The organism is Streptomyces sp. NPDC002537 (genome assembly GCF_053594975.1).
Genome location: NZ_JBSFWT010000019.1, coordinates 50,362 through 63,084 on the forward strand (window position 1 = coordinate 50,362; position 12,723 = coordinate 63,084).

At 72.3% G+C, this 12,723-nt stretch carries 10 protein-coding genes; 3 read left to right on the plus strand and 7 right to left on the minus strand.

The features are described 5' to 3' along the window. Positions 1-3 precede the first annotated feature (3 nt). The 5 genes from ACWD4A_RS11695 to ACWD4A_RS11715 all read right to left on the minus strand — a co-directional run bounded on the left by ACWD4A_RS11695 (position 4) and on the right by ACWD4A_RS11715 (position 7,020). Positions 4-1,530, minus strand: a complete 1,527-nt coding sequence (locus ACWD4A_RS11695; protein WP_451192510.1) for a Wzz/FepE/Etk N-terminal domain-containing protein — start codon at positions 1,528-1,530, stop codon at positions 4-6. Then, positions 1,527-2,894: a Wzz/FepE/Etk N-terminal domain-containing protein gene (locus tag ACWD4A_RS11700; protein WP_451192513.1), complete on the minus strand. Its 1,368-nt coding sequence runs from the start codon at positions 2,892-2,894 to the stop codon at positions 1,527-1,529. Before ACWD4A_RS11700 ends, ACWD4A_RS11695 begins: the two co-directional genes overlap by 4 nt. Further along, the gene (locus ACWD4A_RS11705; RefSeq protein ID WP_451192516.1) at positions 2,891-4,156 is read right to left on the minus strand and encodes a glycosyltransferase family 4 protein; all 1,266 of its coding nucleotides are present in this window, start codon (positions 4,154-4,156) and stop codon (positions 2,891-2,893) included. Before ACWD4A_RS11705 ends, ACWD4A_RS11700 begins: the two co-directional genes overlap by 4 nt. Beyond that, on the minus strand, positions 4,146-5,462 hold the full coding sequence (locus ACWD4A_RS11710; protein ID WP_451192518.1) for a nucleotide sugar dehydrogenase: 1,317 nt from the start codon (positions 5,460-5,462) through the stop codon (positions 4,146-4,148). Before ACWD4A_RS11710 ends, ACWD4A_RS11705 begins: the two co-directional genes overlap by 11 nt. A 73-nt stretch (positions 5,463-5,535) precedes the next feature. Further along, positions 5,536-7,020 (minus strand): sugar transferase, encoded by a 1,485-nt coding sequence (locus tag ACWD4A_RS11715; RefSeq protein ID WP_451192615.1) that lies wholly within the window; start codon positions 7,018-7,020, stop codon positions 5,536-5,538. Between the two features lie 810 nt (positions 7,021-7,830). Between ACWD4A_RS11715 and ACWD4A_RS11720 the strand changes: the two genes are divergently transcribed. Beyond that, positions 7,831-8,289, plus strand: coding sequence for a VOC family protein (locus ACWD4A_RS11720; protein ID WP_451192521.1), 459 nt, complete (start codon positions 7,831-7,833; stop codon positions 8,287-8,289). 29 nt (positions 8,290-8,318) lie between these two features. On the opposite strand, the gene ACWD4A_RS11725 is transcribed toward ACWD4A_RS11720, so the two are convergent. Continuing rightward, entirely contained in the window at positions 8,319-9,308 is a 990-nt protein-coding gene (locus ACWD4A_RS11725; protein WP_451192525.1) for a radical SAM protein, read from the minus strand. Beyond that, positions 9,305-10,285, minus strand: a complete 981-nt coding sequence (locus tag ACWD4A_RS11730) for a helix-turn-helix transcriptional regulator (protein ID WP_451192528.1) — start codon at positions 10,283-10,285, stop codon at positions 9,305-9,307. The genes ACWD4A_RS11725 and ACWD4A_RS11730 overlap by 4 nt, the downstream gene beginning before the upstream one ends. Positions 10,286-10,497: 212 nt before the next feature. Here ACWD4A_RS11730 and ACWD4A_RS11735 point away from each other — a divergent pair, with 212 nt between their 5' ends. Continuing rightward, positions 10,498-10,938 carry a VOC family protein gene (locus ACWD4A_RS11735; protein WP_451192531.1) on the plus strand — a complete coding sequence of 147 codons (441 nt, stop codon included), beginning with the start codon at positions 10,498-10,500 and terminating at the stop codon, positions 10,936-10,938. A 74-nt stretch (positions 10,939-11,012) separates the two neighbouring features. Beyond that, the gene (locus ACWD4A_RS11740; protein WP_451192535.1) at positions 11,013-12,719 is read left to right on the plus strand and encodes an MFS transporter; all 1,707 of its coding nucleotides are present in this window, start codon (positions 11,013-11,015) and stop codon (positions 12,717-12,719) included. The last annotated feature ends 4 nt before the right edge of the window (positions 12,720-12,723 follow it).

Consider the following 12,723-nt stretch of genomic DNA (forward strand, 5'->3'; position numbering starts at 1 on the left):
GTCCTACAGCACCTCCTGGTCGCTGTCCGGGACCCGTGCGGCCCGCATCGGTAGCCATTCCGTCCGCCGCCGGCCCGTCCCGCTCTGCCGGGCCGGCCGCTCGTTCCGGCCGCGCTGCGCGGTGTGCGGACCGTCCCACAGCGTGCCGTCGGTCCGGTCGCGCGGATCGGGGTCGATCAGCACCACACCGATCACCGGGACGCGCTGGTCGGCGAGTTGCCGCGCCACGGTGTGCAGCCATGCGGCGCTGCCGTGCCCGGCACGCACGACGAGCACGGTCCGGGTGCCGAGGTACCGGAGGTCGGTCCACGCCGTGCCGGGCGCGACCGAGCCGACGCCGAGCCGGCGCGTCTCACGCGGCACGGCCGCGGCACGCTCGCCGCCGACCACGACCGGGTCTCCCGGCTGCCGGGGGCTGTCGGCGAGCTGGGGGCCGGGCAGACCGTCGACGACGACCACCGGCCCCTCCGCCGCCAGCGCACCGGCGAGGTCCAGGGCGATCACGCTCGTGCTGTGCGCACAGCCCAGTTCCAGCAGCGACACCGGTTCCGCGGAGCCGCGCACGGTGCGGGCCAGGGTCGCGGTGAGCCGTTCGCGTGCAGCCCGGCTCCGTCGGCGCTGCCACCGCCCGGCTCTCCGGCGGGGCACTCGGGGCAGCTCCGCGATGACCGAGGCGCCGAGGTTCGCCGCGATCTCCCGGCGCAGCACGGGGCGGTCCGTCACCACCGTGCCGACCGCGGCCACCGCGAGTCCGAGGACGAGTCCGAGGACGAGCCCGATCGCCGCGTCGGTGGCAGCGGCCTTGGGCAGGGAGTGCCGCACCGCGCGCGGGGTGTCCACGATCTGTGTGCCGGCGACGAGCTTGGGCGTGCCGGTGCGCGCCTCCGCGGCGCGCTGGCCGAAATCGGTGATCCGCGAGGTGAGTTCGGCCCGCCGGGCGAAGAGGGACTCGATGCTCGCCGACGCCTTCGGGTCGCTCCCCGGCGACCGGTCCCCGATCGCCTTGTTGACCTGGGCGAGTTCGTCCTGCATCCGGCCACGCTGGTCGAGCAGGGCCTTGGCCTCGGCGTCCGCGGCTTCCTGTATCCGCCTCACGTGGTCCGCGACGAACGCGTCGGCCAGTGCCTTGGCCCGGGCCACCGCTTTCGCGTCGCTGTCACCTGTCACATTGATCTGCAGCAGGTTGTTGGTCAAGCCGCTACCCCCGTAGTCGTGCATGAAGTCCTCGGGCTTTTCCGGGGACTTGAGGGACCGCAGAGCCTCATCGGCGATCCGCGTGGTCTGCAGCAGCGCGACGTCGGTGCGGATCAGCGTTCCGGGGTCGTTCGGCTGGTCCGCCTGGTGCGCGACCAGCACCTTGGTCACCGCGGCCGGCGGTGGCGGCAGCAGGACCGCCACCGCCGCGCCGAACAGCAGCCCCAGCAGCGCCATGGAGCACCAGAGGCGGCGGCGCCTGCGCACCGCGACCACCAGCGCCTGCAGGTCGAGGAGCGGAGCGGCGGCCGACTCCGAAGCCGTGCTCGTCGTCACCCCGGACCTCCCCTCGCGCCGTCGCCGACCGCGAGCGCCGGCGCGGCGCCCTCCGGGGGACGGCCGGCGGACCGCGCCGGACGGGCCCGGACCGTGCCGGCGAGGACGATGCCGACGACCTCGTGCCCGGCGTCCGCGCACGCCCCGGCGATGCCGGCGAGCTCCCCCGCGGTCCAGTTGCCCGCGCTGAGCACGACCAGGGCACCGGACTCGTCGTCGCGGTCCGGCACCAGCGGCCGGGACACCGGAACCCCCACCACCCGCAGCGGCAGATCGCTCCCCGCCTCGGCGGCGAGCTGCCCGGCGGCCCGGCGGGCGATCTCGTCGCCGTCCGGGACGACGACCAGCAGCCGCCGGGGGGAGGGTAATTGGTCCCGGAGGCGGGCGCACACCCGCCGGTAGCGGATCCGCCTGCCGGCCTCGTCGCCGGAGGGCTGCGGGGCCGGTGTGTCCCACCGGACGTCGACGCCCAGCAGCCGGCGGATCCGGGCCCGCGGGCCACGGCTTTCCGGCCGGTGCGCGGGCCGTTCACCCGGTACGTCGACGGTACCCAGCAGCGCCGAGCCCAGCGCCGCGGCGATCTCCGGTTCGGTGCGCAGCCGGCGACTCATCCGTGCGGCGGTGAGATGGCCGATGACCGCGAACAGGAAGAACAGCAGCGCCCCGGCGGCGATGAGCTGTGTCCTCGTCGGCGGTGCCTCGCCGGCCGGCCGGGCCGCCGGCCCCATGACGACCATGTTGGCCTTGTTGGCGGCCGGGTCGGCCCGGTCCAGCTTCTTGACGGCCTCCTGCAGCGCGGTGCGCAGCTTCGCGAGCTCGGTGCGGGTCTGCACGCTCTCCACGGTCTGCCCCGGACCGGCCGCGTCGGCCAGGTCGGTGATGCGGCGGCTGGTCTGCATCACCATCTGCCGCAGTGCCTCGGGCCGCGCCGCCGCCTCGGGGTCGGTGTTGTCGCCCGAGAGCCGCGCGGCGAAGGTGACGAACTGCTGGGCCACCTGGTCGGAGAGCCGCTGCGCGCGCTCCGGGGTGTCGGCCGTACCCGAGATCTTGATGATGTTCCCGTCGGCGGCCTTGGCGCTCACCCGGCCCCGCAGCTCGCGGCCGCCGACCCCGGTCCAGCCGAGCGCGGCGGCCGCGCGGTCGACCACCGCCGAACTGGCCGCGATCTCCGCCTGGGTCAGCAGCTCGCGCTCCTGCCACGCCCCCGGCAGCAGCACCGATGCCGACGTCGTGTAACGCGGCGGGAACAGCAGCGAGACGCCGCAGCCGACGAGCGCGCCCACCACGGCGAGGACGGTGAGAATCCGCCAGCGCCGACGGAGAATCCGCCCGATCGTGACCAGGCGTATCGTGTCATCGCTCAACGGCGCGGCCTCTTCCCTGCCCTGTCCGGGGCGCCCGCCGACGCCGGAGCGCGGTCACGGCAGGCGGCGGCGTAGGCGGCGAGCAGCGACGCTTGCGAGTTCCGCCAGGAGAGCGGCCCGCTGATCCGCTCCTGGCCGATCCTGCCCATCCGGGCCCGCTTCTCCGGATCGTCCAGCAACAGCGCGATGAGCCCGGCGAATTCGGCCTCGTCGTCGGCAGGCGCGTAGACGGCGGCGTCCCCGGCGGAGACCCGCGCCTCCCGGAGGTCGAACGAGACGATCGGCCGGCCCATCGCCATGTACTCCAGGACCTTGTTCATGGTCGACACGTCGTTGAGCGGATTGCGCGGGTCGGGGGAGAGGCACACGTCCGCGGTGGACAGGTAGCGCACCAGATCGGCGTCCGGAACGCGCCCGGTGAACTGCACCTGCTCGGAGAGCCCGAGCCGCCGGGACAGCGCCACCATCGCGTCGAAGGCGTCGCCGGCACCGACGAACACCGCGTGCCAGTCGGTCCGCCCGAGCTCGTCGCGCAGCTTCGCGAGGGCCCGCAAGGCGTAGTCGACGCCGTCCTGCGGTCCCATGACGCCCAGGTAGCACAGCAGATGAGGCTTGCCGCGCTTCAACTCGGGCTCCGGCGGCACAGGTCGGAACCGGTCGGTCTGGGGCGCGCTGCGCACCACGAAGACGTCCTCCGGCCGCCGGCCGCCACGGCGCAGCGCGACGTCCCGGTAGCTCTCGTTCGTGGCGAGCACGATGTCCGCGGCCCGGTAGGTCCGCCGTTCCAGCGCGCGCACGGCGCGGTAGAGCAGGTCCTCGCCGCGGCCGAACCGGGAGAGGTACAGCTCGGGCACCAGGTCGTGCTGGTCGAAGACGAACCGCGCCCCGCGCCGCTTCAGCCACAGCGCCGGCAGGAACAGCAGGTCCGGCGGATTGCAGGCGTGGACCACGTCGACCGGGCCGACCTCGCGGGCCAGCCGGACCGTGTGCCACAGCGCCGATCCGTACTCCCGCAGGTAGCCGGCCGGTCCTCCGGTGGCCGCGCGCAACGGGTAGCGGTGGATCCGCACCCCGTCGATCTCCGCCTCCGGCTCCGTGTCCCGCGTCGTCCCCCGGGGACAGATGACGTGCACCGTCCAGCCCGCGTCGCGCAGCGTCGTGCACTCCTGCCACACCCGCCGGTCGAACGGCACCGACAGGTTCTCCACCAGGATCAGCGCGCGACGGTCCTGCCGGTCACCACTGATTGCGTCACCAAGCAAGGCCCACGTACCCCGGTTCGGCCCGGCGCGCCTCGGCGTCGGGAAGGCGGACGAGGTCGACGATCACCGGGCCGTCGCCATGGGGCAGCGCCGACAGCACAGTCGGGTCCTTGGTCCCGACCAGGCACACCTCGGCGTGCTCGAGCACCTCGTCGACGGACTCCGCGAGCAGCTGCGCGAGGTGCGGCAGCCGGGTCTCGATGTACTCGCGGTTCGCGCCGAGCAGCCGGGAGAGGTTCACGTTGGGGTCGTAGATCCGCAGTTCGTACCCCTTGCCGAAGAGCCTCTCCGCCAGCTCGACGAGCGGGCTCTCGCGGAGGTCGTCGGTGCCGGGTTTGAAGGACAGCCCGAACAGGCCCACCCGGCGCTTGCCGGTGCGCTCGACCAGGTCCACCGCGCGCTGCAGATGGTCGGAGTTGGAGGGCAGTACGTGGGCGAGGATGGGCACCGAGACGTCGGCCCGCCGCGCCGCGTGGACCAGGCTGCGCAGATCCTTGGGCAGGCAGGAGCCGCCGAAGGCGAAGCCGGGCCGCAGGTAGGCGGGGCTGATGTTCAGCTTGCGGTCGGCCAGGAACACGTCCATCACCTGGTGCGAGTCCACCCCGAGCGCCTGGCACACCGCGCCCAGCTCGTTCGCGAAGCCGATCTTGAGGCCGTGGAACGCGTTGTCCGCGTATTTGATCGCCTCGGCCGTCGGGACCGGCACCCGGAACACCTCGCCGGGCAGGCCGTCGTACAGCGCCGCCACCACGTCGCCGCTCGCCGGGTCGAGCTCGCCGATGACGGTCTTGGGCGGGTCGAAGAAGTCCCGCACGCTCGTGCCCTCGCGCAGGAACTCCGGGTTGACCGCGACCCCGAAGTCCGCCCCGGCGGTGCCGCCGACGTACTTCTCCAGGATCGGCACCAGCAGGTTCAGGCAGGTGCCCGGGAGCATGGTGCTGCGGAACACGACGGTGTGCCGCCCGCCCCGCTCGGCCAGCGCCGCGCCGATCTGCTCGGTGACCCGCTCCAAGTACGTCGTGCACAGGCTGCCGTTGGGCTCCGACGGCGTGCCCACGCAGACCAGCGAGACCTCGCTGTCCATGATCGCCTCGCGGACGTCGCCGGTGGCGCGTAACGCCCCGGTCCGCACGACCTCGGCGACGAGTTCGCCGATCCGCTCCTCGACCACCGGGGCCTTGCCGTCGTTGACCAGGTCGACCTTCACCTGGTTCACGTCCACCCCGATGACCTCGTGACCCAGACCGGCCAGGCACGCGGCCGACACGCAGCCCACGTAGCCGAGCCCCAGGACGCTTATCCTCATGACCCGTTCCTCCCCCCGGGCAGGCCCTTCCGGCCTGCCGTCCGCACGTCGACCGGGCGACGCTCCCCGCACATCAGTAGGCCCCCTGCCCCTGGAGCACCGCACGCAGCGTCTTCCACAAGATCACTGTGTCCAGGGCGAGCGACCAGTCCTCCACGTACCGCAGGTCCAGCCGGACCGCTTCCTCCCACGGCAGGTCGCTGCGCCCGCTGATCTGCCACAGGCCGGTGAGCCCGGGTTTGACGAGCAGCCGCCGCCGGATGTCCGGGCCGTACGCGGCGGACTCCTCCGGCAACGGAGGCCGCGGGCCGACGAGCGACATCGATCCGGTGAGCACGTTGAAAAGCTGCGGGAGCTCGTCGATCGAGTACCGGCGCAGCACCGATCCCACCCGGGTCACCCGCGGATCCCGGTGGAGCTTGAACAGCAGGCCGGCGCCCTCGTTGCGGTCGGCCAGCTCGGCACGTGCCCGGTCGGCCCCGGCGACCATGGTGCGGAACTTGAAAATGGTGAACTCGCGGCCGTCCTTGCCGACTCTGCGCTGGCGGTAGACCGCCCCGCCCCGGCTGTCCACCAGCACGAGCAGCCCGACGAGCGCCATCAGCGGCGCGAACAGCATCAGCAGGACCGCCGCGCCCAGCCGGTCGACGACCTCCTTGACCGCCCGGCGGCCCCCGGTGAAGATCGGCATGCTGACCCGCAGCAGCGGGATCCCGAGCACCGCGTCGACGTGCAGCCGAGGGCCGGCCACCTCCATCAGCACGGGGGCCACGACCATCTCGGCATCGCTGCCCTCGAGGTTCCAGGCCAGCCGCTGCAGCCGGTCCGGTGACCAGTGCGGGTCCGGTGTGACCGCGACGACACGGTAGCCGTCGCGGCGGACGTGGCCCGCGACGTCCGTCAGCCGGCCGACGACCGGCACTCCGTCCAGCCGGTCACCGTCGAGCCCGAGACCGTCCGGCGTGCACACCGCCTCCACCCGCCAGCCGAGGTGCGGGAACTTGCGGGTCCGGGTGATCAGGTCGCGCACGGTGGCCGGGCTCCCGGCGGCGAGCACCGGGCGCAGGCACCGCCCTTCCTTCCGCTGCCTGTGCAGCCAGAGGCGCAGCAGATACCGCTCGGTCATGGTGACGAGCGAGATCGCGGGGATCGCGACGAAGATCCAGAGCTTGATGTTGTGCGAGGTGAGGGCGATCCCGCCGAGCGCCAGTACGACGGCCGCCGTGAACAGTGAGCGTCCGAGCCGGCGGAATTCCTCGGCGCCCTGGCCGAGCACGGCCGGAGCCCACGACCGGCTCACCGCGAGCGCTCCCAGCACCAGCAGCTCGGTGCCGAAGGCGAGAATTCCCCACTTCTCGTGCCAGTTGGCCGAGTCCCGGGCCCCGAAGAAGATGCCGATCGTCGCCACCACGAAGGCGGTGGCCACGGTATCGCTGGTGATCACGGTACGGCGGTACCGCTGCTCCCAGTCGATCGCGGGCTGGTCGGTCGCCCCGTTCACCGGACGCCCGCGCGCCGATAGGAACGGGCCGGCTAATTCCCCTTCCCCCTGCCGCACAGCTCCCCCCAGGTCGTCAGTGGACTCGGCGTGTCTGCTCCACACGGTTCCTCCCCCCGGGAGGCCCGCGCCCCCCGCACTGTCTTCGCCTCGGAAGGCCCCCGCCCCCCGCGCCGCGCTGTTCCTCCCTCCGGAGGCCCCCGCCCCCGCGAATGGCATAGCGGCTGTCGCAGTGCTACGTGAACGTCCCGCCCAGGCGGCGGCGGGCTCGCTCCAAGAATTGATCACCCCCACGTCCGGCGCCGGGGACGCGGCTGCTGGCCGTCCGTAACGCCGGACTTGTAGATCGCTGTTTCGCTTCGTGTTCAAACGTGCGAAGCGAGGGTCAATGTAGACCATTGGGGCCCGTCTGGAGAGGGGGATGTGTGCAACTTGTGCTCAAGCTTTGAAGCAGGATCCGCCGAACGGCGGCTGCCCGCAGGTGCCTTGAAGACGAGGGCGTGCCTTGTGACCTGTGACGACGGGAGCCCACCGGGCTGCCGTCGCCGGCTCCCCGAGGTGCCCCGGCATTTGCCGACCGGGCCGCCCGCAGGGCATGTGGCGGAGCCATTTGTCCGGTGGAATCGCGCGGCGAGGGCGCGTGCCGGGTGGCGCGGGGTCCGGCAAGTTCCGCCGGGCGGGCCCTAGTTGCCTGAGTTGTTGATGTGTCGGCAGTGGCTGGTGATGTCCTTATGTCGATCCCCGACCAATAGGACATCTATTGGCCTATTGGACATCTAGCGTGGGTCACGTCGCAGGGAAGCCTCTCTGCTCATCCCGTGATCAACGGCTTTGCCGGCAAAGGAAACCGGCAAGGGAAAGGAGCCAGTCATGGCCCAGAAGGAAACGATGCAGCGGTTCACCCCGATGCTGTACGTCAACAGCAGCTACGAGGCCGTCGCGTTCTACGGGGAGGTCTTCGGTGTCGAGGAGATCGCCGAGCGCACCATGCTGCTGTCGCAGGTTCCGGGCATGGACAAGGTTCCCGGTGCGGACCGTACGGTGGTGTACTCCAAGCTGCAGTTCGCCGACGGCAGTGGTCTGAACGTGGCCGAGCTGTCCGACGAGGGCGTCTACGCGAAGGACGGCGGCGCGGTCGTCGGCAACAACATCCACGTCGGTCTCCAGCACACCGACACGGCCGTCCAGAAGGCGGAGTTCGACAGGCTCGCCGAGGGCGGGACGGTCATGGAGCCGCTGGAGGAGAAGTTTTGGGGCACCGTCTTCGGCATCGTCCAGGACCGCTACGGCGTGATCTGGGAGTCCAACTGCTACCTGAAGCAGGGCTGACCGACCGATGCCCCCGCCTCCGGAACCGTTCAGCGGTCCCGGAGGCGGGGGTTCGCGCTGCCCGGGGTGCGGCGGCCGGCCTCGCGTATGTAGTCCTCCCAGCGCGGCAGTCCGTGGTGGGCGGCTCGGGCGTGGAGGTGGGCGGTGACCTCGCGGACGTAACGGGCTGGCATGGAGCGGCTGTTGGCATAGGAGGCGGCCAGGCGCTCGTGGAGGCGGGGCGGCAGGTGGGCGGCGGACTGCCGGAGGAACCAGTCGCGAGCGCCGGGGCTGATGCGCATGACGTCGGGGTAGACGGTGACGGCTCCGGCCTCGGCGCAGGCGTCGACGAGGGCGTCCAGGGCGGCGGGCCGGTCGCCGGCGTGGGGGATGACGGGGGCGATGAGGACGCCCGCGGGGACTCCGGCGGCGCGGAGGGCGGCGACGGTGGCGAGGCGGGCGCGCGGGGGTGCGGCGCCGGGTTCGAAGGCGCGCCAGACGCGTTCGTCGAGGGAGCCGAGCGAGGTCATGACCAGGACGTTCGCGACGCGGGCGGCTTCGGCGAAGAGGGGGATGTCACGGCGCAGGAGGGCGCTCTTCGTCGTGGTGGTGAAGTTGACGCGGTACTCCGTGAGCGCGCCCAGGATGCCGGGCATCAACCGGTAGTGGCCTTCGGCGCGTTGGTAGCAGTCGGTGGAGGTGCCGACCATGACCCAGTCGTCGCCGGTCTTCCCGCCGCGCAGCTCGCGGCGCAGGACGTCGGCGGCGTTGGTCTTGACGACGATCCGGGTGTTGAAGCCTTCTCCGGTGCCGAGGCCGAGATGGGCGTGGCTGTCGCGGGCGAAGCAGTAGGTGCAGGCGTGGGTGCAGCCGCGGTAGGGGTTGAGGGTCCAGGCCATGCCGCCCGGGCGGGCGCCGGGGATCTTGTTGAGCAGGGTGCGGGCGCGCTGTTCGTGGAAGGTGATGTCCCGGAATCCGGGGACCGGTGCGGGCGGCGGAGTCACCTCGGCCGCGTCGAAGAGACCGGGCTGGCTGTTCATCCGGCGTCCCCCGCCTGCTCGGCGGTGCGCGCGGCGCGCAGGACGCGCTCTCCCAACGTCCGCAGGTGCGGGCCGAGTCCGGGCGGGTCGAGGACGTCGAAGTCGAAGCCGAGGACGGCGATGCGGTAGGCGAGGTATTCCAGGGAGTCGGCGCCGGTGAGCAGGCGGCAGGTGTGGTCGTCGACGGGCTCGATGACGCCGAGGGTGGCGGGGACGCGGTCGGCGACCTGCTCGGCGGGGGCGTGGACGAGGAGCAGGGCGCGGTGTCCTGCGGTGCCGCTGAGGGTGGTCGAGACCCAGGTGGCGGCGTCCACGCCGCCGGGCAGTTCGCGGGCCGGGACGCGGGCGCCGGTACGCAGCGGGTCGGTGAGGCGGTCGAGGCGGAAGGTGCGCCAGTCGGCGCGGTCGCAGTCGTGGGCGACCAGGTACCAGCGGCGCCCGGCGGCGACGAGGCTGTGGGGCTCGGCCAGGCGGCGGGTCTCCTGCCCGTCGGCGGCGCGGTAGGTGAAGCGGACCTTCTCGTGGGTGACGCAGGCGGCCGCGAGGAGGGCGAGGTGTTCGGCGTCGGCGCTCGGCCCGCCCTGCGGGACGGCGACCGCGGCCTCCTGGAGGACGGTCACGCGGCGGCGCAGCCGGGAGGGGAGGACCTGTTCCAGTTTGGCCAGGGCACGTACGGAGGTCTCCTCGATGCCGGTGACCGAGCCCGCGGCGGCGGTGCGCAGGCCGATCGCGATGGCGACGGCCTCGTCGTCGTCCAGGAGGAGAGGCGGTATGGCGGTGCCGGCGGTGAGGCGGTAGCCGCCGGTGTTGCCCTGCGTGGCGTGCACGGGGTAGCCGAGTTCGCGCAGCCGGTCGACGTCGCGGCGGATGGTGCGCGGGCTGACGCCCAGGCGCTCGGCGAGCTCGTGGCCGGGCCATTCGCGCGGGGACTGCAGCAGGGAGAGCAGTCGCAGCAGGCGGCCGGGAGTGTCACTCATGCCCGGGAGCATCCCAGCTCAATAGGACATTTCCTGGCCTAAAACCCGGAGTCGGGCCGCTGAACAGCCATTTTGCCCAATAGGTCATGAATTGACCTATTGGCTTCCTATGGTCGTGACATACCCCCGGAGCCCCCCGGAGCCCCCCGGAGAGCCCCCTGAGGCCCGTACCGATTCCCGGGGGATCCCCCCGATACGACCTGGAGCCCGTCATGACCGAGCAGACCCTCTTCACCACCCCGATGATCTACTGCGACAACGCGCTCGACGCCCTCGCCTTCTACGTGGACGCCCTCGGTGCCGAGGAGCTCACCGAGCGCCGCATGCTGGCCGCGCACCTCCCCGGCCTGGCGGACGTCCCGGGCATGGACCGCACCGTCGTCTACTCCGCCCTGCGGTTCCCCGACGGCAGCGGCCTGAACGTCGCCGACCGCTTCGGCGACCCGACCGCCAAGAACGGCCCGGTCACCGGCAACAACCTCCACATCGGCCTCCAGCACACCGAACTCGCCGAGCAGAAGGCGGCGTTCGGCAAGCTCGCCGAGGGCGGCACCGTCCACGAGGCGCTGGAGCCCAAGCCCTGGGGCGCGGTCTACGGCATCGTCCAGGACCGCTTCGGCGTGATCTGGGAGATGAACTGCTGCACCGGCTGAGCCCGTCGACGCGCGGGGACGTGAGGTCCCCGCGCCCGCGCAGCCGTCAGCGTCACCCCTTCAGGAGCACCCCGATGAATTCCCCTGCCACCACCCACGCACCCCCTGACCCCCGCCGCTGGCTCGCCCTGACCGCCCTGCTGGCCGGCACGCTGATGGACGTCATCGACGTCACCATCGTCAACGTCGCCATCCCGCACCTCCAGGAGGACCTCGGCGCCTCCTACACCGCCGTGCAGTGGACGGTCGCCGGCTACGCGCTGACCTTCGCCCTGCTGCTGATCACCGGCGGGCGGCTCGGCGACATCTTCGGCCGCAAGCGTCTGTTCCTGCTGGGCATCGCCGGGTTCACCGCGGCCTCGCTGCTCTGCGGCCTTGCTGTCAACGCGCCGATGCTCATCGCCTCCCGTGTCGCGCAGGGCGCGATGGCGGGGCTGATGGTGCCGCAGGTCCTGGCCACCGTGCACGTCGCCTTCCCCAAGGGCGAGCGGGCCAAGGTCTTCGGCATCCACGGTGCGATCACCGCCGTCGGTACGATCCTGGGCCCGGTGCTCGGCGGTGTCCTCGTCCAGGCCGACCTGTTCGGCCTGTCCTGGCGGCCGATCTTCCTGATCAACCTGCCCATCGGCCTGGCCGCCCTGATCGTCGCCGCCCGCGCGATGGGCGAGTCGAAGGCCGAACGGGCGCCGCGCCTGGACCTCGTCGGCATGGGCCTGGCCGTGCTGGGTCTGCTGATGGTCATCTACCCGCTCACCGAAGGCCGTTCGCTGGACTGGCCGGTGTGGGGCTTCGTGACGATGGCGGCGGGTGCGGCCGTGCTCGCCGTCTTCGTCGTGCACCAGCGGGCCAAGACCCGCTGTGACGACAGCCCGTTGATGCCCACCGGCCTGTTCGCGGCCCGCAGCTTCAGCGCCGGTATCGGCGTGCAGCTGCTGATCACGCTCAGCCTGAGCGTGTTCTTCCTGGCCTGGATGCTCTACCTGCAGATCGGCCTCGGGTACAGCGCCCTGCGCGCGGGACTCGCCGGACTGCCGTTCTCCGCCGCCGTCATGATCGGTGCCGGGCTGGCGATGGACGCGCTCGTGCCGAGGTTCGGCCGTACGGTCCTGCAGGCCGGCGCCGTCCTGATGGTCGCGGGGCTGCTGCTCTTCGCCTGGCAGACCGGCGCGGCCGGGCCGGCGATCGGCTACTGGCAGATGGCCTGGCCGATGGCCGTTTTCGGCCTCGGCATGGGAATGATCGTCGCCCCGCTCACCGACACCGTCCTCACCGACGTCCCCGCCCGCGACGCGGGCGCCGCCTCCGGCGTCACCGCCACCGCCGGACAGCTCGGCAGCGCCTTCGGCGCGGCCCTGGTCGCCGTCGTCTTCTTCGGCCTGCTCCCCGGCCACACCACGAACGAGGACGTCACCGACCGGCTCCGCGAGGACCTGGCCGCCACCTCCCTCGCCCCCGACCGGGCCGACCGCACGGTGACCGCGTTCTCGGTGTGCCACCGGGACCGCGCCTCCCGGACCGATCCCGGCAGTAACCCGGCCAGTTGTGCGGCACTCGCCTCCGCGCAGCCGGACCCGCGCGCCGCGGACGCCCTGCGGAAGGCGGGAGCGCAGGCCAATGCCCACACCTACACCGACACGGTCGGCGAGACCGTCCTGTACGTCGCCGGACTCGTCGCTGCCGCCCTCCTCCTGATGTTCGCCCTGCCCCGCAAGGTTCGTACGCCGGAGCCCGTGGCGGACCAACAGGAGACCACCCCCACGACCGCCGTCACCACGGCCTGAATCG

Excerpts from the sequence above, each read along its gene's own strand:
- ACWD4A_RS11710 (WP_451192518.1), bottom strand. The coding sequence starts at position 5,462 with ATGAGGATAAGCGTCCTGGGGCTCGGCTACGTGGGCTGCGTGTCGGCC.
- ACWD4A_RS11720 (WP_451192521.1), top strand. The coding sequence starts at position 7,831 with ATGGCCCAGAAGGAAACGATGCAGCGGTTCACCCCGATGCTGTACGTC.
- ACWD4A_RS11725 (WP_451192525.1), bottom strand. The coding sequence starts at position 9,308 with ATGAACAGCCAGCCCGGTCTCTTCGACGCGGCCGAGGTGACTCCGCCG.
- ACWD4A_RS11730 (WP_451192528.1), bottom strand. The coding sequence starts at position 10,285 with ATGAGTGACACTCCCGGCCGCCTGCTGCGACTGCTCTCCCTGCTGCAG.
- ACWD4A_RS11735 (WP_451192531.1), top strand. The coding sequence starts at position 10,498 with ATGACCGAGCAGACCCTCTTCACCACCCCGATGATCTACTGCGACAAC.
- ACWD4A_RS11740 (WP_451192535.1), top strand. The coding sequence starts at position 11,013 with ATGAATTCCCCTGCCACCACCCACGCACCCCCTGACCCCCGCCGCTGG.